Source organism: Flavobacterium panici (genome assembly GCF_903819335.1).
Lineage (GTDB): Bacteria > Bacteroidota > Bacteroidia > Flavobacteriales > Flavobacteriaceae > Flavobacterium > Flavobacterium panici.
In genome coordinates this window covers 16941-39120 of sequence record NZ_CAIJDE010000029.1, presented here as the reverse complement: position 1 = coordinate 39120, position 22180 = coordinate 16941, and the positions used below count along the sequence as shown (strand labels likewise).

At 33.4% G+C, this 22180-nt stretch carries 18 protein-coding genes; 7 read left to right on the top strand and 11 right to left on the bottom strand.

What is annotated here, in order from left to right; genetic code table 11:
• The 5 genes from FLAPXU55_RS03360 to FLAPXU55_RS03340 form a co-directional block, all read right to left on the bottom strand.
• A partial coding sequence (locus FLAPXU55_RS03360; protein WP_180856567.1) for a beta strand repeat-containing protein occupies window positions 1-2563 on the bottom strand: 2563 nt, incomplete at its 3' end.
• Between the two features lie 14 nt (window positions 2564-2577).
• Window positions 2578-3714, bottom strand: a complete 1137-nt coding sequence (locus FLAPXU55_RS03355) for an ABC transporter substrate-binding protein (protein WP_180856566.1) — start codon at window positions 3712-3714, stop codon at window positions 2578-2580.
• A gap of 56 nt (window positions 3715-3770) precedes the next feature.
• Window positions 3771-4364 (bottom strand): phage tail protein, encoded by a 594-nt coding sequence (locus FLAPXU55_RS03350; RefSeq protein ID WP_180856565.1) that lies wholly within the window; start codon window positions 4362-4364, stop codon window positions 3771-3773.
• A gap of 684 nt (window positions 4365-5048) precedes the next feature.
• A complete protein-coding gene (locus FLAPXU55_RS03345; protein WP_180856564.1) occupies window positions 5049-5303 on the bottom strand; it encodes a hypothetical protein in 255 nt (84 codons plus the stop codon).
• A 250-nt stretch (window positions 5304-5553) separates the two neighbouring features.
• Window positions 5554-5898 (bottom strand): winged helix-turn-helix transcriptional regulator, encoded by a 345-nt coding sequence (locus tag FLAPXU55_RS03340; protein ID WP_053471834.1) that lies wholly within the window; start codon window positions 5896-5898, stop codon window positions 5554-5556.
• A 227-nt stretch (window positions 5899-6125) separates the two neighbouring features.
• Here FLAPXU55_RS03340 and FLAPXU55_RS03335 point away from each other — a divergent pair, with 227 nt between their 5' ends.
• The 5 genes from FLAPXU55_RS03335 (at window position 6126) to FLAPXU55_RS03315 (ending at window position 10093) form a co-directional block, all read left to right on the top strand.
• Window positions 6126-6617: a GNAT family N-acetyltransferase gene (locus tag FLAPXU55_RS03335; protein WP_180856563.1), complete on the top strand. Its 492-nt coding sequence runs from the start codon at window positions 6126-6128 to the stop codon at window positions 6615-6617.
• A 2-nt stretch (window positions 6618-6619) separates the two neighbouring features.
• Window positions 6620-7105 carry a MarR family winged helix-turn-helix transcriptional regulator gene (locus tag FLAPXU55_RS03330; RefSeq protein WP_180856562.1) on the top strand — a complete coding sequence of 162 codons (486 nt, stop codon included), beginning with the start codon at window positions 6620-6622 and terminating at the stop codon, window positions 7103-7105.
• A 27-nt stretch (window positions 7106-7132) separates the two neighbouring features.
• Window positions 7133-7981: a helix-turn-helix domain-containing protein gene (locus FLAPXU55_RS03325; RefSeq protein WP_180856561.1), complete on the top strand. Its 849-nt coding sequence runs from the start codon at window positions 7133-7135 to the stop codon at window positions 7979-7981.
• Between the two features lie 81 nt (window positions 7982-8062).
• The gene (locus FLAPXU55_RS03320) at window positions 8063-8788 is read left to right on the top strand and encodes a siderophore-interacting protein (RefSeq protein ID WP_180856560.1); all 726 of its coding nucleotides are present in this window, start codon (window positions 8063-8065) and stop codon (window positions 8786-8788) included.
• Between the two features lie 333 nt (window positions 8789-9121).
• Window positions 9122-10093, top strand: a complete 972-nt coding sequence (locus FLAPXU55_RS03315) for a hydrogen peroxide-inducible genes activator (RefSeq protein ID WP_180856559.1) — start codon at window positions 9122-9124, stop codon at window positions 10091-10093.
• A 401-nt stretch (window positions 10094-10494) separates the two neighbouring features.
• On the opposite strand, the gene FLAPXU55_RS03310 is transcribed toward FLAPXU55_RS03315, so the two are convergent.
• Together FLAPXU55_RS03310 and FLAPXU55_RS03305 are read right to left on the bottom strand one after the other, a co-directional pair.
• Complete coding sequence (locus tag FLAPXU55_RS03310) at window positions 10495-11262, bottom strand: alpha/beta hydrolase (RefSeq protein ID WP_180856558.1); 768 nt, start codon at window positions 11260-11262, stop codon at window positions 10495-10497.
• Window positions 11263-11467: 205 nt separating this feature from the next.
• Complete coding sequence (locus FLAPXU55_RS03305; protein WP_180856557.1) at window positions 11468-11884, bottom strand: OsmC family protein; 417 nt, start codon at window positions 11882-11884, stop codon at window positions 11468-11470.
• Between the two features lie 369 nt (window positions 11885-12253).
• Here FLAPXU55_RS03305 and FLAPXU55_RS03300 point away from each other — a divergent pair, with 369 nt between their 5' ends.
• Complete coding sequence (locus tag FLAPXU55_RS03300) at window positions 12254-14710, top strand: hypothetical protein (protein ID WP_235991983.1); 2457 nt, start codon at window positions 12254-12256, stop codon at window positions 14708-14710.
• A 540-nt stretch (window positions 14711-15250) separates the two neighbouring features.
• Window positions 15251-16507, top strand: coding sequence for a retropepsin-like aspartic protease (locus tag FLAPXU55_RS03295; RefSeq protein ID WP_180856555.1), 1257 nt, complete (start codon window positions 15251-15253; stop codon window positions 16505-16507).
• Here FLAPXU55_RS03295 and FLAPXU55_RS03290 read toward each other — a convergent pair.
• The 4 genes from FLAPXU55_RS03290 to FLAPXU55_RS03275 form a co-directional block, all read right to left on the bottom strand.
• Window positions 16470-17759 carry an McrC family protein gene (locus tag FLAPXU55_RS03290; RefSeq protein WP_180856554.1) on the bottom strand — a complete coding sequence of 430 codons (1290 nt, stop codon included), beginning with the start codon at window positions 17757-17759 and terminating at the stop codon, window positions 16470-16472. The two genes, FLAPXU55_RS03295 and FLAPXU55_RS03290, sit on opposite strands and share 38 nt — an antisense overlap.
• Window positions 17760-17761: 2 nt before the next feature.
• On the bottom strand, window positions 17762-20188 hold the full coding sequence (locus FLAPXU55_RS03285) for an McrB family protein (RefSeq protein WP_180856553.1): 2427 nt from the start codon (window positions 20186-20188) through the stop codon (window positions 17762-17764).
• A 62-nt stretch (window positions 20189-20250) separates the two neighbouring features.
• Window positions 20251-20796 (bottom strand): hypothetical protein, encoded by a 546-nt coding sequence (locus tag FLAPXU55_RS03280; protein WP_180856552.1) that lies wholly within the window; start codon window positions 20794-20796, stop codon window positions 20251-20253.
• Between the two features lie 337 nt (window positions 20797-21133).
• Entirely contained in the window at window positions 21134-22153 is a 1020-nt protein-coding gene (locus tag FLAPXU55_RS03275) for a DUF2931 family protein (protein ID WP_219637238.1), read from the bottom strand.
• Between the last annotated feature and the right edge of the window lie 27 nt (window positions 22154-22180).

Genomic DNA, 22180 nt, shown 5'->3' with positions numbered 1-22180 from the left:
ATCCTGTAGCATTTGAAACTGAAGCGCTAAATGTTGTGTTAGATCCAGAACAAATAGCACTATCAGTTGGCTGTGCAGTGATTGCCGGAGCTTGATTTACAGTTAAAGCAGCACCGTTTGAAGTTGCATTAGGTGTACATGAACCAGTAGCAACAACTCTGTAAACGTACCCGTTTAATCCCGCAGTTGCACCTGTGATAGTTAGTGTTGCAGAAGTTGTACCAGAATATGGTGCAGCAGCTGGAACATTAGCATAACCAGCGCCCTGATCTACCTGCCATTGATAGCCTGTAGCATTTGATGCTGTTGCAGAAAAAGTAGTATTAGCACCTGCACAAATTGTACTGGCAGATGGCTGTGCAGTAATTGCCGGCGCTTGATTTACCGTTAAAGATGCACTATTTGAAGTTGCATTAGGAGTACATGCACCTGTAGCAACAACTCTATAGATATAGCCGCTTAATCCCGCAGTTGCACCAGTGATAGTTAATGTTGCACTAGTTGTACCAGAATATGGCGCAGCAGCCGGAACATTAGCAAAACCAGCACCCTGATCTACCTGCCATTGATAACCTGTAGCACCTGAGGCTGTTGTAGAAAAAGTTGTATTAGCACCTGCACAAATTGTACTTGCAGATGGCTGTGCTGTAATAGCCGGAGCCGTGTTAATAGTCAAAGCTGCGTTGTTTGAAGTGGCAGATGGACATGTTCCTGAAGCTACAACTCTGTAGATATATCCGTTTAACCCAGCAGTTGCGCCAGTAATAGTTAATGTTGCAGTAGTTGTACCAGAATATGGCGCAGCAGCTGGAACATTAGCAAAACCAGCACCCTGATCTACTTGCCATTGATATCCTGTAGCATTTGAAGCTGTAGCTGTGAAAGTTGTATTAGCCCCTGCACAAATTATACTTGCAGATGGCTGAGCTGTAAAAGCTATAGTATTCATACTTCCTGTAACCGCAACATTTTTAGTTGTTATACCTGTTGAAGAAACAGTAATATTACCAGATGGCGTTCCTGTAGCTGATGCCGCTAAACGAGCATATATGGTTTTAGTTGTTACAACACCGCCTACGTTAGGAAAAGAAATATTGTTAGTGTAAATACCAGCTACTGATGTAGAAATTTCAAAACCAGTAGGAGCTAATACATCCAAAGATGAGGTTAAACCACCACCACTTATTGTAAAACTTTGTGCTGTTGAAGCACCACCACAGCTTGAAAACGCACTCAATGATGTTGTTGATACAATAGAACCCGCAGGTTCAGTAATAGTTACAGTTTGAGTTTTATTACATCCTCCAAGGCCATTAGGAGTACTATCAGTAATCGTTACGGTATAAGTCCCCGCAGTAAGACCAGAAGCAGTAGCCGCTGTTCCTCCAGATGGAGACCATGAATAGAAATAAGGAGTAGTTCCGCCCGTAACACTAATCGTAGCCGAACCATTATTAGCACCGTATGTACTCGCATTACTTTGTGATGAAATTGAACTGCTAAGTGCCGTTGGAACGGTTAATGTTGCAGAATTCGAATTTACAGAAGAAGCTCCTCCAGCAACACAACGATAAATGTAAGCATTCATTGCAGATGTAGCACCTGTTATCGTTAGTGTAGAAGTACTGCTGGTACCTATAGAAGTTACGATTGAGTAAACACCACCATTCGAAATGTTAGTAAAACCACTTCCGTAATCAACCTGCCATTGAAGACTGGTAGCATTAGTTGCAGCAACTGAAAATGAAGTATTAGCAGTAGGGCAAATAGTTTTGCTGGTTGGCTGCAAAGTAAATACCGGCGGCGTTGTAGATATAGATGGAGTTGGATAACTAGCCGCTGTTATAGCATAGTTAGTTGGACTAGCAGTATTCGTATCAATAAGCCAGTTTGCCGGATTATTGATAAGGCCTAATAAAGTAGTAACATTACCTGTTAACGTACCATTATATTTAGCATTTGGATATTCTGGACCTGGTGCCGGGAATAAAGAAATACAAGTTGATCCATTAGTTAATCCAGATGGTAAAGCACTTGCATTTCCCCCAGTCGTACCAGCTAGATTCCATTTAGTTGTTGAGTCATAATCAGCTGAATTATAATCACCGTGAACCCCTGCTATAAAAGTTGGAAGGTCTGGTAAGACGGGTTGAACACCTGTAGATGATTGATAAGCTAACATCTGATCACCACCACTAAGGTTAAATCCTGTAGTAAAGCCAGGAGCATAACCAATACCCGTCGTACCCGTTACTGTAAAAGTGTCGGCAGATGTTTCCATTACCGAAACAATAGTTCCTACCGGAGTAAATGCGGGTACTGTCCATATTAGATGTGGTTCTGTACTTCCTAGTACCCAGGTTGTACCATTCCATCCGCGTTCAGTAAAATAAACAACTGTCCCGGCCGATATATCTTTCAGAACAATAAAAGAATATCCGTCTAAAGGACTCGTGTTATAACCAATAAAGGCTATATCTCCCGGGCCCAGTTGGGCATTTGCTTTTTGCTGCACAAAAAATGTGCACAAGAGCATAATAAATAAGAGTAATTTTTTTTTCATAACATACGTTTTAGTTAATGACATAAATAAGCATTGTGCCAACCGCCTTGTTTATCAGGCTTTGTAAATGAAGTGAAAGCCTTAATAAAATTTCCGTCATTTATCAATGTCTCAATTTTTCTAAAGCTTATATTATTAAGGGAATCTAAATTTAATTCGTAGATATAATGATTAAATATTGTTCTGTTTGTCTCCTTGTCAAAGTGAATAGCCCCTCTTGGACCCACAATATTTAATTTGTTTATCTCTTCAATTAAAGAATTCAAACTAAAATCTTTTGCATTTAGAAGAATGTTCTTTAATATCAGTCCGTTTTCATATCCTAAAATTGAAAATACTGATGGACTTTCAGAATAAGTATTTAGATATTCGGAGGTGAAATCTAATGTTTCAGTATCATTTTGCATCCATGAACTTACTACATAAAGATTGTGTGGATTGGTTTTGTAGTTTTCTAATATTTTATCATTGATAAAAAAAGGAGTTACATAAAAAGGATATTTTTGTGTAATCTTATTTTGACTTACAAAACCAGCATTTTCTTCGGCATATATACCGCTGTAAAATGCAAAAACGGCATCAGGTTCCTGATTATTAATATTCTTATCCATATATATGGCTTCATCTTCTCTTGGTACAAAAGGAGTAATGTAATGTCCTGAAAAATTACTATCTTCCTTAAATGCATATTCAATAGCACTCAGCATACCATAACCAGAGTCATAAAACGAAGTCGAAGTGGCAATTTTTTTATACTTTTTGCTTGTTGTTAGATAATTTCCTAAATGATAGCAGGATTCAGTTAATCCAAATGAATTAATGTAAACCCCTTTTGGAGTTACAGTTTCATAAGGTAATGTTGCTCCTAAATCTGCTGCGATTAATAAAATATCATTGTTTGAAGCATATTTATAAACTTCGGCTACATTATAATGACCAAAAAAACCTATAATAATAGATACATCTTCCTGAAAATTTAATTTCTGAATTTTCTCAATTATTATTTTATCGTCTGCACCAATACCTATACTTTCGACAAAAAATTTTGTTTTGAGATTGTTAAGTTTTAAACCTCGCATAAAATCTTTATCCAGGCCGGGATACTGTTGTGACTTTGGAATTAAAATTCCTATTTTGATGTCGTTATCCATAAAATTTGATTAAAAAAAAACAGAGGCAGGAATACCTCTGTTTTTATAATTTGATATTAGTTACGAGAAGGGAAAATTCCTTCCATAGCAATACAAAGATTAATACCCAAATATGGATCTCTAATGCTAAATGCCTGAGAGCCTCCTGCAATAGTTGTAGAACCAGATATACTTGCAGTTATACCACCAAGTTTGGTTGTATTTGCAGTTGGCTCACTGTAAATAGCTGGTGTAGCTCCACCAGATGCAAAGAAGTTATTACCGTTGTCAGTTTCATTAGAATTTGTCCCGCCAGTAAAAGCATTTGCAGTAAAAGCTAAATTTACCTGACCAGCACCAGTTCCAGGAATAAGCTGGTGATTGTGCTGCGGCATATTGTTTATAGTTAGTGTAGTGTTTTCAGTTCCACCAACTTGTCCATAAACAATAGGAGTTAAGCCAGGTCCGTTACCAACACCAACCATGCTGCGTCCTCTTAAATCTGGCAAAGCAAAAGTAGTTTGTCCATTTCCGCCGTAAGTAGTACCAAGTAATGAAAATAGGGCAGTATTTTGAGCAATTGAAATTAATTGACCGCTGCAAGTTTGCCAGCCCCTAGGATTAAAAGTAAATCCAAAAGCCATAATTGATCCTAAAAAAATGTCATTCATAATTTTTCTGATTAATAGTTAGTATTAGTTATTTTGATTTATTTATAATTTGCCAGATTTGGTTAAAAAAACACTCTGACAGTTTTTTATTACAACGCTAAGTTACTTGAATGTAACTATTTTTAAAACAGGTGTTTATACCTGATTTTTAAGGTAGAGAGTATTTTACTAAAAAAATAGTTCCTACATTTTTAAATTGAATCAATAAACTTTTATGGTTTTAATTCAGGATTAAAATTAGATTTCAAATAGGTTAACAAGGAAAAATATGTCATAGAACAGGTTTTTCTTGTCATGAAATGGCTTTTTAATAAAGGCGTGTAAGGTTTATTTTATAAGGCTTTTTTGTATAAATAAAGTTAAAAACACAAACGATTTCATTTGCAGTTTTTAGTTTGTAAGTTTCTTCGTTAATAAAGAATAAAATAAAGATAAATAAAAGCTTACAAATAAAAATTAAATATTTGTCAGATTTTTTCGAGGCAAATAAAAAATATTATTGTATAATATACTGATTTAGAGTGTAAGTAAAAACAAACTGTCAGGAACTATATCTTCGTTATCTTATTTATTAAGGCTTTCGAAAAATGTTCCTGACAGTTTATTTAAAGAATATCCTTAAAAATGGATATTGATGCAGTTTAGAGATTTGAAGAATAACTTCAGTATGGGATTTGCTAATTTTTAAACTTCACAAGACGAAAGTTCATCTATTATAGTTTTGACACTGCGAATAAAAATTTCAGTGTTTTTAGTTTCTTCCTTAATATAGATATCATAATCGGTTAAATTAAACTGTTCCAGCATATCTTTTTTAAGATACTTTATCATCGATTCAATACTTCGTGTATCGTTATCGTTTTGTCTTTTTAGTTCACGATGTTTGCTCTCCAGATATAATAAAGTCTTTTTTAATCTTTGAATGCTCAATTTATCCACGTTTCAATCTTTTAAAATTAATAGAAAATAATGATCGACTAAATATCTAATCCTTCGTACTTACGATTAAATCGATAATTCAGTTTTAATAATTTTCGAGAGTTTTAAAATATTTTATTTGAAGATGGTTTAACTTTTTGAATATCTTTCAGTTAAGATATATGTAGAGTGAAAAAAAACTTTTTGTTTCTTAAGAAAAAACTTAAATGACCAATTATTAGCTTGAATTTCTAATACTATAAGAAATATTCTAAACTTCTTGTTCTCTATTCTTAATATGATTTCGATGTGAAATTCCCCATTTAATCATTTCCAAAATTATAGGCCCGAAAGATTGGCAATAAGAAGTTGATTCATAAAGGATAGGAACTTCTGCATCACGATCTTCGGTTCTTTTTACCAAATTATTCAGTTCCATATCTTTTAATTCCTTCGATAACATTCGCGAAGTAATTCCAGGAATACTTTCCTTAATATCTTTAAATCTATGATTTCCATTACAGATCGAATTTATAATAGGCAGTTTCCATTTTCCACCTAATACATATATAGTATCCTGAAGCGCCTGAACTTCTTCCTTTTGATTTCTTGCCATATTTTTTAAACCATATAAGTTATATAAGAAATTTTAAGTTTTTTGTTTGTATTAATCTCAAAAGATCATTTTAATCCTTTAATCTGTGGCATAAAAAAAAACTTTGTGTCTTAGTGCCTTCGTGGCATTAACCAAACAAAAGTATAAAATAAATCATAAAATTAAATAAATGTTTTTATTTATGTATTTAACTACGTAGTTTTGTAATACAAAAAAAATAAAATATCATGGAGCCAAAAATTAAACCTATAGAAAACCAATATTCAAATGTTATTGTCGATTTAATATTAAACATTCAGCAAAAAGAATTTAATGTTCCCATTACAATCGAAGACCAGCCGGACCTGCTTATTATTAATGATTTTTATTATGCCAGCGGAGGAGGTTTTTGGGGTGCTTTTATAAAGGAAGAACTAGTTGGAACGATCGCTTTGGTAAAATTTTCTGATACAGAAGCAGCAATTCGAAAGATGTTTGTAAAGAAAGAATATCGCGGAAAAGAATTTTCAATCGCCCAAAAATTATTAGAGACACTAATAATTTATTGCAAAGAAAATGGAATCAATGATTTATATTTGGGAACCGTTTCTATATTAGAAGCAGCATTGCGTTTTTATGAAAAGAATGATTTCGTGCGAATAGAGAAAGATAAGCTTCCAAAAGCATTTCCTTTAATGGCGCCAGACAATGTATTTTGTCATTTAACTCTAAAGAAATAAAGATGAACATTATAGACGAATCAGGAATATTGGCGCTTTCAACACGATTGCAGCGATTGAGCGAACAATTGCGAAAAGACGGTGCCTTGTTTTACAAGTCATACGGAATTGATTTCGAACCCAAATGGTTTCCCGTAATTTATACTTTATATCATAAAGAAGTTTTAAGCGTGGTGGAGATTGCTAATGAAATAGGTTATACACATCCATCAACCATAAGTTTATTAAAAGAACTCGAAAAGCAAAAACTGATTCGTTCTAAAAAAGATAAGATCGACGAGCGTAAAAGACTCCTCCAGCTTACTGCAAAAGGCCAGGAACTAATCGAGCAGATGAAACCTGTCTGGGATGTTATGAAACAAGCTTTAAGCGAAATTGCCGATAATCAAAATAACCTGCTTCAGGCCATTAATGAAGCCGAAAATAAAATTGTTCATCAGAGTTTTTTACAAAGAGCTTTACAATTAAAAAGCGAAGAAAAGCAGTAATTCCTCATATTCGAAATATCATAAGCATTGAAAAAAATACCCATATACAATCAAAGTCCCGAAGCTGTTGGCGGTATTTTTATTGCCTATCATTCTGCAGACGATCTGGCCAATTTCGATGCTAAATTAGAAGCGCACCGTGATGATTTTTTTATTTTTTTTGTGCTCACAAAAGGACATGCCATTTTAAAATGTGACATGATCGATATCGAAATAAAAGCCATTAATGTACTGATGATCAAACCGCTTCAAATTCATCACGGACAGGATGGTTCGATAGACGCAGCAGGATACTATATTGGTGTGGCTCCATTTCTTATTCCGAATAATTGTATCGAGATTTTCCAGAATTTAAAAACTTCCGAACAGTTAAATACAATTAATACGGAATATAAAGAAGAACTTTTGGATACCATCGATTTATTGCATCGCAGTTTTAAAAGTTTAAATCCAAATAAAGCACAAATTATTAATGGTCTTTTTAATGCCTTGATTTACAATTTAGCCAATATCTATTCAGACTCAAAAAGCCAAATTAAGGAACTAAAAAATCAATCAGGAATAATTTATAACAATTTCAAAAAACTCATTTCAGATCGTACCTTTCTCAAAAGCCCGTCATATTTTGCAAAGAAATTAAATATCACAACTTCCCATCTCAATGACTGTGTCAATGCTTCTTCGGGAAAATCGGTAACTTATTGGCTGCAAAACGCTATGATTACCGAAGCCCAGAGACTTCTTTATTATACTGATAATGAAGTAAAGGAAATTGCTTTTGCACTCGGTTTTGAAGATCATACTTACTTTTCGCGATTATTTAAAAAAATAACCAAAGAAACCCCGCTTGCCTTTCGCAAAAAATTCCGTGAATAGTCCAATCATTGCCATTTATTATTCAATGTCTTTTTAGTGCTTTATGTTCAATTTTGAATTGAATTTTAAAACCTGAAAATTATGAGTTCAATGCCTAAAATTATTGGCGATTTTATGGAAATGGCCTTTGCCGGTAAAATTTCCAAAGTAAGCGTGATGACTATAGAAACACCAAGCCCGAATATAAAAATAATCAATTTTAAAGGTACTTTTCCGCATGTTAAATTCAAGCTCGGGCAAGCCATAGTAATTCGGATTAACGATACCAATTATCGCAATTATACCCCAAGTAAATGGAACAGCGAAAACGGAACATTTGAAGTTATCTTTCATATTCACAATAACGGCCCCGGAAGCGCATTTATAAATAATTTAAAACCCAATGACCAAATTACCGTTGGCATGCCAAGAGGTTTTAAAATTTTTAATAAAGAAGCAAAATACCATTTCTTTTTTGGTGACGAAACCTGTATCAGTGTTTTCATAAGCATGAAAGACGAAATTAACCGAACCGAAAATAACTATTTGGGAATTTTGGAATTAGATGAACTTTCGACAGATATTCCCAAAAAGTTAGGGCTAAATGTAGATATCGTTCCAAAATCAATCCGCAAAGCAGAATCGGCAATAAAATCACTTCAAAATCTTGATCCCGAAATCTGGAACTTATGGAAAAATGGATACTTCTATTTAATGGGAAATGCCAAGTCCATTCAGGCATTTCGAAAAGCGTTAAGAGAAAAAGGCGTTTCAAACAAAAACATTCACACACAGCCCTATTGGGCAGAAGGAAAAGTTGGACTTTAATTTCCTGAAGTAACAAAAAGAAAAAAGCGATCTTATTGGGATCGCTTTCTTGGTTAAAATATTAAGTGGAACATCAACGATATTATAAGAATGATAAACCCAATATGCTCCAAAAACAAATACCATTTGAATTTACGCCCATTCTCTAACACCATTTCATATATGTACGATAAATTCTATATTTTTGGTTTTGAAAGTATTGTTAAAGTTTTACAAATATTTTTCACGCGTAATAACTTTGTCAAAGTTCAAAACTTTGACAAAGTTTATTCCCGAACAAAAAAGAAAAAAATCTTAGTACCTTAGCATCTCAGTATCTTAGAAACTCCACAAATGACCATTCAGCAGTTAAAATATATTGTTGCTTTAGATGACGAACGCCATTTTGCAAGAGCGGCCGAAGTCTGCATGGTAACGCAGCCCGGATTAACGATTCAGTTAAAAAATCTCGAAGAAGAAATTGGAATCAAGATTTTTGACCGAAATAAAGTGCCTTTAACACCAACAATCCTCGGAACAGAAATAATCAACAAAGCCAGAAAAATTCTTCGCGAAGCCGATGAAATCCGTGATTTTGTGGTGAATGAAAAAAATCTTTTAGAAGGAGAATTAAAGCTTGGAATAATTTCAACTTTGTCACCTTATCTCATTCCGTTGTTTATAAATGCGATGAAAGAAGCGGCACCAAAAGTGCATTTTATTATTAAAGAAGGTTACACGGGACATTTAATGAGAGATCTGGAAATTGGTGCGATTGATGTAGCTATTATGGCGACACCAACGGGAAATTCCAATTTAATTGAACATGTTATTTTTAAAGAGCCTTTTGTAGCTTATTTAAATGAATCACATCCAATGGCAAAAGAAGATTTTTATGAACTTCAGCCCGGAGACAAAACCGAACTATTGCTGCTGCATCACGAATATTGCTACAATGCACAGCTTTTGGACATTTGCGGATTAAAATCATCAGATAAAATAAAAGAACAGTTTACCTACGATATCAATTCAATAGAAACCTTAAAAAATCTCGTTCGCGCACATTTAGGATTTGCGATTATTCCGCAGCTTTCTATTTTAAACGAAGCACAATCTCAGCTTTTTAAACCTTTCAAAGAACCCATTCCGGTAAGGGAAATCAGTTTAGTAGTTTCAGATTCTTTTTCGAAGAAATTATTATTAGAAAAAATGAACGAAGCCGTTTGGAACTGCCTTCCCGATGCACTCAAAAAAGATTTCGCATACAAAAAAATCCGCTGGAACGATTCACCGTATTTTGTAAAAGCTATTAGTAAAGTTTCTTAAAGGGAAATTCCAATATAAAAATTCCAAATTCCAAGGAAAATTCCAATATAAAAATTCCAAATTCCAAATTTGTTAAGGCTTGGAATTTGGAATTTTTCTGTTTTTGTCATTCCGAGGAACGACGAATCACACAAGAAACTCTACACAGATTGTCGCCAATCTTTATAAAACCTGTTATTATTCTAGACAAAGAAATGTCATTTCGACGAAAGGAGAAATCTCCGCAAGAAACTCCGTATAGAATGTCGCCAATCTTTGTAGAGCTACTCGCGGAGATTTCTCCTTACGTCGAAATGACAAGATTATGAATATTTTGAAATTTCAATTCCCATTTTTTTTTGGAATTTGGAATTTAAATTTTGGAATTTTACTCCATTTTTGGAATTTAAAAAAATTGAAATTTATTTTTTCGAAGCCGCAATAATCACATCGGCAACTTTTGCCGGCTGAGAAATGAAAACTACGTGGCTTCCTTTTATCTCTGTAATTTTTGTGTTAGAACGTTTGTACATTGCACGTTCGATATCAGGATTGATACTTTTATCTTCAGTTGCTACGATTCCGTAAGAAGGTTTAGTTCTCCATGCTGCTTTAGTAATTGGAGTTCCAAAACCCTGAGCGTGAAAAGCACCTTGCGAAGCAAACATAAATTCAGCATCTTCTTTACTTAAATCACCTGCAAAACCAGCGTGAAATTTAGCTTTATCATAATAAGCAATTCCTTTATCATCTGGAGGCAATACACCATTTTCTGGAGCAGGAGGCGCAGTTTGTAACCATTGAATAGAGTTTTCACCATTATCAGGCTGTAAAGCAGCAACATAAACTAAAGCCGCAACTTTTGGGTGATTTCCAGCTTCTGTAATTACAGTTCCCCCCCAAGAATGTCCAACCAAAATTGTTGGTCCGTCTTGTTTGTCAAGAGCTAAATTTGTTGCTTTAACATCATCTTCTAAAGAGCTTAACGGATTTTGAACAATCGTTACATTATATCCTTTTTTGGTTAAAATCTGGTACAAACCTTTCCATCCGGAACCGTCTGCAAAAGCACCGTGTACTAATACTACATTTTTAATTTGTGGAGCAGCTTGTGCGTTTACATTTGCTGATGTAAATACTAAACTAAAGATTATTGCTGCGAATGCTAAAAAGCTTTTAATTGTTTTCATGTTTAAAATTTTAGATTGTTGATTTTAGATTTTAGATTGTTGTGTTGTTTTATTTGAAAATTCAACACAATCTTGTCATTTCGACGGAGGAGAAATCTTCGCAAGAAGCTCTACAAAGATTGGATGCTTACCAAGCGGAGTTACTTACGAAGATTCTTCGTTCCTCAGAATGACAAGATTATGTTGAAATTTTATTATCTAGAAATTAATTCAACGTTACCGCCAAAGTAATTTCAGTGTTCAATAATTTCGAAATTGGACAAATTTCTTTTGCTTTTTGAGCTGCTTTTTGAAAATCTTCTGCAGAGATTCCAGGAACTTTTCCAGTTAATTCTAATTGGATCAAAGTAATAGTTCCGTCTTCAAAAGTTACTTTAGCAGTTGTATCTAAATCTTCCGGAACAAAACCAGCTTCAGATAATAAAAAGCTTAACTGCATGGTGAAACATCCAGAATGTGCCGCTGCGATTAATTCTTCTGGGTTTGTTCCAACACCTTGTTCGAAACGAGTTTTAAAAGATAATTGTGCATTATCTAAAGTTGTGCTTTGAGTACTAATAGTACCTTTTCCTTCCATTCCTGTACCTTTCCAGTTTGCGTTTGCTCTTCTTGTAAATTTCATGATTTCTATTTTTTAAAGTTATTTTTTAAGATGATCAAATCATTTGTTTGATTTTGATGAGACAAATTTATGGTGACAATGTTTATTAATCAAATTAATAATTTTTAGCACTTATAAAAATAATTTATAATGATAGATTTTACTGGGCTGGATCAAAACTTTAGTTTATAATTTTTTTTCAGATAAATTTTAAATCTAAGGAGAAAGGATGATTATTTATCTCTTTTTTGGTTTCAAGTTAGAATTTGAAACCAACTAAATAGCTGAATAATAGTTTTATATGTTGTATGGATTTAATTTTATTCGAAACAATTTTACAGGAATACCCCAGAGAATAAATTTTTAATGAATAATCTAACTTTTAAATTTATGAAAAAAGCTTTTCTAATAATTGTAGTTTGTTTGAGCACAGTTTTGTTCTCCTGCAAAAAAGATAAAGATATAGATCAAACAAATCCCGAAGCGGTAAAGTCTGATACTGCCGATGCTGCATTTGCCGATAACGGCTGGCCGCGCGAAGCCGAAAATAACGGTACAAAACTCGTTTATTATCAGCCCCAGGTCGATGATTGGAAAGATTATAAAGAAATTACAGCCCGACTGGCATTTTCGTTAACGCCAAAAGATGGCAAACAAGTTATAGGTGTAGCTTCTTTAAAAGCCGAAACTTTGGTGGATAAAGACAACCGAAGCGCTTTTATTAAAAATCTTCAGGTAACTGATGTACGATTTCCTGCTCTCGACAAAAAGAAAGTTCCCGAAATGGAAAAACTCTTTAAAGAAACACTGCCTGTAAGCGGAGATCCTATTTCTGTAGATCGTATTCTGGCTGATTTAAGCCAGACCAAAAGCCCTGCAAAAGGAATTACGGCGAAGAACGATCCGCCTGCGATTTTTTACAGCACCAATCCTGCAATTTTATTAATAGTGCAGGGAGAACCGGTTTTAGTGCCTGTTGAAAAAACAGATATACAATATGTTGTCAATACAAACTGGGATTTATTTTTTGATAAAACTTCTAAAGATTATTATCTGTTGGCTGAGAATGTCTGGCTGACTTCCAAAAAAATAGACGGTAAATGGATCAAAACAGGAAAATTGCCTTCGGGGTTAATTAACCTGCCTTCAGGACAAAATTTTGATGATGTTAAAAAGATGATTCCGCCTCCTTCAACGGGAACGGCTCCTGAAGTTTTTTACAGCAATAAACCAGCTGAATTAATTGCCGTATACGGAAATCCAAAATTTATCAAGATTCCGGGAACTAAATTAATGTACATTGATAATACCGAAAATGATATTTTTGCCAATGAAGCCGATGGACAATATTATGTACTTTTCTCCGGAAGATGGTTTAAATCGAAAGACTTAACCGGACCGTGGACATATGCCGGAAATAACCTTCCTGCTGATTTTGCCAAAATCCCTAAAGATTCGCCGCGCGCCAATGTATTATCATCTGTGCCCGGAACGCAGGAAGCCAAAGATGCCGTTATGCTGGCACAAGTTCCCACAACTGCAATTTTAAAGAAATCTGATGCCGAAGCCAAAGTAAAAGTAACCTATGACGGAGCGCCTCAGTTTAAACCTATTGAAGGTACAAAAATGCAATATGCAAGCAATACACAGGAGAAAATTATAAAAGTAGGCGATTTGTATTATTTGTGTTTTCAGGCTGTTTGGTTCATGTCGACAAGTCCTAACGGGCCCTGGAAAACAGCCGATTCTGTTCCGAAAGAAATTTATACCATTCCGCCGAGTTCTCCGGTATATAATGTAACCTATGTTACGCAAACCACAACCGATACAACTGTCGAAAGCAGTTCAACAGCAGGATATTTAGGTGCTTTTATTATTGGTGCTACCGTAGGTGCTATATTAACGTATGGCACAGGATGGTATTATCCACCCTATGTGTATTATGGCGGATTATATCCTATTTACCGTCCGTGGCCTTATGCGTATGGAGCAGGAGCAGTTTACAATCCGTGGACGGGTGGTTATGCCGTTGGAAGACGTGTTTACGGACCTTATGGCGCTGCCGGAACTTCGGCCTGGTATAATCCGGCAACGGGAAGATACGGACGTTCTGCAAGTGTGCAGGGCTGGTATGGCGGTCGAACTGCTGCAAGTACTTATAATCCGTGGACGGGAAATTACGCCAGAACCAATCAAGGACATAATGCGTATGCGCAATGGGGACATTCTGCCGCTACAAATGGAAATCAATGGGTGCAGACAGGACACGTTACAACCCGACGCGGAACGGCAATTGGTTATGAAACTTCGGGAGGAAATAAAGGTGTAATTACGCATCGCAGAGGCGGAGGAACAACTATTCATACCAATAATAATGTATACGCAGGTCACGACGGACATGTTTATAAAAAAGATGCAAACGGAAACTGGAGTCATTATAATAACGGAAACGGCGGCTGGACGCAAGCAGGAACTTTAGGTTCATCAAAAAAATCAGGCGAAGCAATTGAACGTAATAAACCGAATCAGGGATTGGGAGCAAATGGAGCAGGAGAGAGGATTCAGCGTGATAACTTGCCGAAACCGGAACAAAACCTAGGCGGCGAAACCCGATTAGGTGACAGAACCCAGCGTGATAATTTCCCAAAAGCAGATCAAACCCTCGGACAACCGAATAAACCGCTTGGCGAAGCCGGCCGTCCTGATATTACAAACGATCTTGATCGTTCAGCATTATCCAGAGACCGCGGAGAATCACAAACCCGAAATTTTCAAAACTTCCAACATCAGGGTGGTTTTGGCGGTGGTGGATTTAGAGGCGGCGGAGGCTTTAGAGGAAGAAGATAAATAAAAGTAAAGGTTGATTATTTTTTAAATTCCAATTTTTAAATTCCAAATTCCAATCGCTCGTATTAGAATTTAGGATTTGAGAGTTGGAATTTATTTTTGAAATCAAGATTTTGGAATTTAGAATTTAAGCACAATCTTGTCATTTCGAGGAACGAGAAATCTTCGTTAGAAACTCTACAAAGATTAGCGAAATTCATTAAAAATTCCAATTTTTAAATTCCAAATTCCAACGCATTTTTTGTCATTTCGACGGAGGAGACTCGAGCGATAGCGAACAGGCGAAGCAAATCTCCACAAGAAACTCTACAAAGATTAGCGGCATTTATTAAAAACTCCAAATCCCAACGCAATCTTGTCATTTCGAGGAACGAGAAATCTTCGCAAGTAACTCTACAAAGATTGGTAACATTCTATACGGAGCTACTCGCGAAGATTTCTCCTCCGTCGAAATGACAAAATTATGAAAACTTGAAACCTAAAACATGAAACCTGAAACAAAACAATTTCCCTATATTTAACATTCAAAAAATCAGACAAATGAACTCTAACAAACTTTTACTTTGTCTTTTATTCACAATGCAAATAGCATTAGGACAAACCAACCCCGACATTACTTTAAAACAATTAAGCAAACAACATCAGTATGCTAAAATGGATAGTTTGAACAATAAGGAAAAAGGCAAAGACTATTATTTCTATAAAGGATTATATGCCAATGTCTGCAATAAACCCAAGTTGTCAAACCAGTATTTGGACAGTTTGAAAAACAACGAACTCACCAATACTTACGAATTTGCGAAGCTGAAAAACGATAATTATATCAAACTCTTTAATTACAATTTGGCTTATACGGCTTCTAAAGTTTTAACCCTTAAATTTCAAAAGCATTACACCGAAGACGAACTTCAGGACGAATTAAACACACAGCGAATCTGGCAGAGTTTGCGCAATACACGCGCACAAACAATCGATAAATTTTCGACAATTACCCTTGCTGCCGTAAAAGACAAAGCGGGTTTAATTACAACAGAAGTTACCGCAAATGAAACGCAGTCCAGTTTTGTTTTTGATACCGGAGCAGGAATTAGCTGTATTACCGAAAGTGTGGCTAAGAAAATGGGCGTTAAAATCTTGCCCGATAATAATATTTCGGTGGCGAGTTTTACGGGACAAAAAAACAAAGTTCGTATAGGCGTTGCACCCGAAATTAATTTAGGTGAATTGAAAATTCATAATGCGGTGTTTTTAGTATATCCTGATAAGGCTTTTACATTTGCAGACGGCGCTTATGTCATTAACGGAATTATTGGTTTTCCTATAGTAAAAGAGTTAGGAACGATTACGATTGAAAAAGATAAACTTACCTTTTCTAAAGAATTAGAGACCAATACAACAGGAAAAAACTTATTTGTAGACGAACTCAGAGCGATTGTAATGCTCACGTATAAAGGCAAAACCCTGCCGTTTAATTTTGACAGCGGAGCAAAAGAAAGCCTTTTCAATAAGGCGTTTTACGAAACCTTCAAAACCGACCTTGACCGTATGGGTACTTTAGAAACCTCTAAATCCTCCAGTGCTGGCGCAGAAGTGGTTTCTAAAGAAGTTTTGCTTTTAAAAGAACAGCAAATATATCTTGGGAAAAAACTAATTCAACTCCCAAAAATGGAAATTGACCAAAAAGATTATGGCGTTTATGGCGAAGTAAATTTTGGAAATATTGGACAAGATGTATTGGGGCAATATGAAAAGGTTGTGATTAGTTTTGATGGGAATTATTTGAGGTTGGAGGATTAGATACATCTTTTATAAACCAATCAATTATTTCTTCTCCAATTTTATGATTTAAAATATCTTCATCCTTTTCGAAAATAGAAATTTTACCCAATCCACATTCATGTTGAATGATTCTTTTTTGGTCATGCATAATGTATTGGTGAACATGATGATCTTGAAATTTTACAAAACCATCAAATTTACTTTCTTTTGATGGATATAACAACATTGCTTTTGTAGATTTCCAATAATCATTATAAGCATACATTTGTCGTAAATCATGTGTTGAAGGCTGACTGTGTGAAATGTTTTTCCATTTTGTATCAAGAATAAACTTCTCAGTACCATATTCAATTACAACATCTGGTCTTATTGAAATACCATTCCAAAATTTTGTTGATTGCTGATCATATATTTTTACTTCTCTATTAGATTGTTTTAATCGAGCTAAAATATATTTTTCCCATAAAGAATTCATGTCAAATAATAACGCCAGCATATTTTCTGAACCACTAGAAATGTTTGGAGCAAAATTTAAGATTATAAACTTTGAAATTGCCAGCGCAGTTTCATAAGGAGCTGTTTTTCTATTTTTAGGGATTTTTGAAAATGTTGCTTCTGTAACTGAAATATTTTTTACTTCAGGAAAATCTAGTTGGACTGTTTTACATTTTGAGTATAGATAATTTCCTTTAGTACATTTTTCTATTATATCTAAAGCTATAGATAAAATTTGATGAATGAGATGATCCTTATCATAAATTTGATGCGTCGTATAAAATCGTTCTTTATGAATTAAATTTTTACTAATATGTCCTGCAAATTCTAATTTTCCTTTTAAAGCTTTTACATTACATGTTTCTTTATAATATTGTTTTATTAATCCTTGATGAATTAAGGTTTTAACTTCATTTAAAAACCATTCAAAATACAGATCCAGCAAATGAATATTTTGCTTATTTACATTTGCCTGATCAGTTTTTTGAACTTTCAGTTTTTTAGTTACACGAAGCATTTCTATTAAAGTTTTTTGCCATATGGCTTCATTTCCGTTGTGGTTGTCTATTTTAGGTAAAATTTCAATAGTTAATCCAGCTACTTGAATAACTCCAACAAATTGTTTAAATTTTATACCATTATGACGTAAATCAAAATACTTATAATTATGTAATGCATTCAGTTTTGAGAGTGCCACGAAATGACGTTCCTCAAACTTTCCTTTTATAGGAAGAAAACTGTGTTCAAAAACTTGGATGGTATTTTCTTTCAACATTTTTAAGCTAATAATGTTTCTATAGCTATTTCAAAATCAATTTCGTCAAAAGGAATTAATTCATATGATTTAACGATATCAACGTCATTTTTAGTATCAAAGTCTGCAAATATGAAATTATTTGTATTCGAAATTTGTTTTTCCCTAACAAACCCTTTTCCTAAAACTAAACCAATTTTTCCACAATCATTATAAAAATATTCTTGAAGTAATGGAATAATTTCATTTTTAAAAGAGTTTTCAAAACTATCTTTTATAAAATAAGAATGACCTAAAGTATAATTACGATCCAATAATAATTCTATTCGTTGATTTATTATTTTCATAATTTGAACTCTACTATAATCTTTAAAATTCTTATCTTCAACAACTTTTAGATCTGGCATTATTTCAACAAAACAAAATCGCCTTCTTAGTGCAGTATCTAATGCTTCAACACTTCTATCAGCTGTATTCATAGTTCCAATAATATAAAGATTTGATGGCACTCCAAATTCTCTTTTAGAATAAGGTAATTTTATTCTAAGTTCATTTTTTGCTCCCAGTCTTTTATCTTCTTCAATTAAAGTTATTAATTCTCCAAAAATGGCAGAAACATTTCCTCTGTTAATTTCATCAATAAAAATAGCGTAATTACTATCAGGATCAGCTTCAGCTTTCAAACATAGTTTTTTGAATATTCCGTCTTTAATTTCAAAATTTAACTCAGTTTCTCCATCCTCTAATTTAGGTTTTATTCCTTCTATAAAGTCTTCATAACTAAATGATTGGTGAAATGTAACGAAGTCATAGTTTTTAATGACTATTCCTTCGTTTCCTGTAAAGTTTTGGATTGATTCTAATATGTCCAATGCTTCTGGATAATATTGGTGTAATAATTCGTTATCAATAGTCCAGTTTGAGTCCTTATCTTTACTAAAATATAGTGGTTCTGATCTTTCCTTTACATTAACATAGGAGCAATCTAAAATTGTATGTCTTTGTAATTGTCCCCATATTGTTGGTCTTACTGTATTTGAGGTAGATAATTTTTCTTTAATTTTGATTAATTCATGATCATAGATCTCATTTACTTTTGCAGTCTCTAAATCAAATAAAGCGATACTTATAACTTGCCACCAGCTTAGTTCGGAAACTAAATTTTCAAGAAATTGATCTCGGGATAGTGATGATTCTTTCAGTGTAAATTTTTCGAAAAACTCATTTTGTAATTTATATGTTTTTCCTGTTCCTGGAGGACCATATAAAATTTGATTTAAATTTTCGTTAGACATATTATCGGGAGTATTTTTATTTGATATTGCGCTGCTATTTGATTTTGTTAATAAATCTATTAGATCAAAAGTATCTTTATAGACCTCTTTAACTTTTTGAATTGTATTTGGTGTAGCTATGTTAAATCCTGTCCAGTCACCTAAGGCATTATTTAATTTTCTTTGTGACTTATTAATCCAGACAATTTTAATCGCTTTGTCATCATCATATCCATCTTCTAAATATTCATTATCAATAATAACTCCTATACCAGCCATATTTTTAGTTCCTCTTCTAACTAAAACTACTTCTCCATCAAAAACTTTTTCTAAGGGATATTCACCACCTCTAGTTTTATGTTCTCCGGAACTACCAGCGCGAACTGCATTATTTCGAATAAAATCATCATAATAATCTTTTTTATTTTGGCCATCTACCATAGTGCTTACTTGACAGAAGCTTTTTTTTAGAGAAATTTGTTTTCCATTTCCTGTAAATTGACTTAGAAATAGATTAATCTCATAAGAATAACATTCTGGAAATGTCTTATTATAGAAGTTGAGGAATTCTTGATATTTAGGGAGACCTGATTTATTTATTTCTTTAGTTGGATTAATTGAATTTGGCAATATTGCTGTAGTTCGCTCATCAATTGGTAGAAACTTTTTAGCATTTATAAGAAAAAGTGTTTGTGTAAATTTTACTACTCCTACATTCACTATTGACAAAACATCTTTAAAATTGTTATTGTCGAGATTTTTATCATTTACAACTTCTGAAAATAAATCCCAAAGTATGTCAACTGAAAAAGTATTTCCATTACTATCTGTGTATTTTCCCTTGTTATAAAATAAACTTTTTGTTTGGGGTGTAGGGGTCGGAAAGTACCAATCCGTTGGTAGTTTAGTTTCTAGTTCAAAAACGTCAATACAAGATTGAAACACACTATTTTTTTGATTGGTTGTGTTTCTTTGAGCTAATGTATAAATAAATGAAAAGGGATCTATTTCAGGGTATGTGTAAATAGCATGAGTTTCACCAAACACATTTTTTGCCTTTACCTTTAAATTTTGATTTCTGTTTTCTTTATTCTGACCAATTAAATCAATGGCGATACAAAGTGATTTAAAGAAATCAACCCAATCGTATAAAATTACATTTTTAAATTCTTTCATAAAATTGTCTTATATAGAGGAAAATCATCTCCTCGTTCGTGCTAAGAATGCTTAATATTAACTTATTTAATTTTTTTTAGTACAGTCAATAACCTAGGAATTTTATCAACTTGCGTTTCTGTCCAAAAAGTATAGTTTAAAACTTTATCATTATCATAACTGTTTAATTTTATGGTGATTCTTCTGTTTTTTTCATTTACAAAATATGACATTGTCATTTCTTTTGCTTTGAAAATAAACTCAGAAGATTTCTCTTTTAGTTTTAAATCAAGGTTTGGAATAACATTATCTTCTACAAAATTTATGAATTCTTCAATTTCATCGATTCCAATCCATGCAGTTTTATAGATATCAGGATTTTTAATATACATGTCTATTTGTAAAGCATTTACTTTTGTTCCGGCTTTTAAATCAATAACTTCTATCGGATAAAAGTTTACAACTTCGCCAATTCCAGATTTGAATTCAGCGGTTGTATTCCAATCTTTATTAATTCTGGTGAATTGAGCTTTATCAATGAATAATCTAGTTGTAGATTCTACATTCTCTTTTTGTGAATATGAGATAATAGAAAATAGAATTAAGGTTATAGTAAGTAGGTTTTTCATGATTGAAAATGTTGTTAGTTTAAACAAAGATTATTCTTTAATTATTTACTGTTTTACGGTAAACCGTAATTCACTAAAAAATACACTTAACAAGTATATCAATAATCCAAACCCAAAACAACGCGTACTTATACGGTATTTTTTAAAACTGCCTAAAAAACAAAACCCTCAATCAAAAAAATGATCAAGGGTTTATAAAATTTCAAAAATAAACCGTTACTCCAAATCCAAATAAGGATTCAAAATCTCACTAAGTTCATTGAGCCAGTAAAAGCTGTTTACTAGTTTGGGTATTTCGTTTTCGATCGAAAAGATTAATAATTTTACTTCTTACCAATTAATACGGTCTAGATTTCGTAAATGATTCTTGTGAAATAATAGCCTCTTCCATATCAATTTCAGCGGATGCTGTTTTTAATTTTATAGAAATCCCTTTTGTTTCTCTAGGTTTTGTATTGCGATCTACATCGATTATAAGTTTGATAGATTCACCAATTTTTATATTCTCGAAAATAGCTTTCGATTTTTTTTCATCAAAGAAAATATCACTTTCCATTCGTCTATCATTTATATCATGCCAGACAATATTTATTTTTCTAGGAACTGCCCGTTCTTTTATTGGTATAACATTGCCATTTAAACTCAAAAAGATCGATTCAAATTCTCCATTTATATAATTAATTTCAATAGTTTCTACTTTATCTTCTGCTTTAACCTGTGGTGTAATAGGATATTTTTTAAAAAGAGTTTCCCAATAACCAAATGGTATTGTTCCTTGTTTTATTTGATCTTTTATTTCTTGGGGTAAATCTTCATTCATATAATTTACATATTCTGTAATACCTTCTTTTCCTTTCATTGATGGATGTGCCATTTGCCAATCGACATTTTTATCTTCGTTAGCTTGATATTTCCCTACTATAGTTGTATTAGTTGGACTCCAAACATATAATATCACCATACCACCCGGAAATAAACCGGCATTTACTACAAAATCAAAATCTTTAAAAACACCTATCTTTTTTGTTTCGTTATCCCAATATGGTGTTTCACTTCCATTTATCATTAAGGACTCTATTTTTTCTGAATCCAGCTTAAAAACACCAGAATAACTTTTATTTTCTGTATAAGACAGCCAAGTTATATCAAGTATTTTTGGAGATATTCCCGTTGCTTCTCCTGATGAAGAACCATCATTATCACCTAAGTTTTCACTATTTATTATACGGTCAAACGGCATATAAACATAACCACTTTCAGGAGTATTTCCAAGAATTAAATGACCTGAAAAAATTTCAGCAGGATAACCTTTTGGAGTACAAACTGAGGAGTCCCAAAAATATTTTTTGTGTTTCATAGTATTTTGACAAGAGATTAAAGTTGA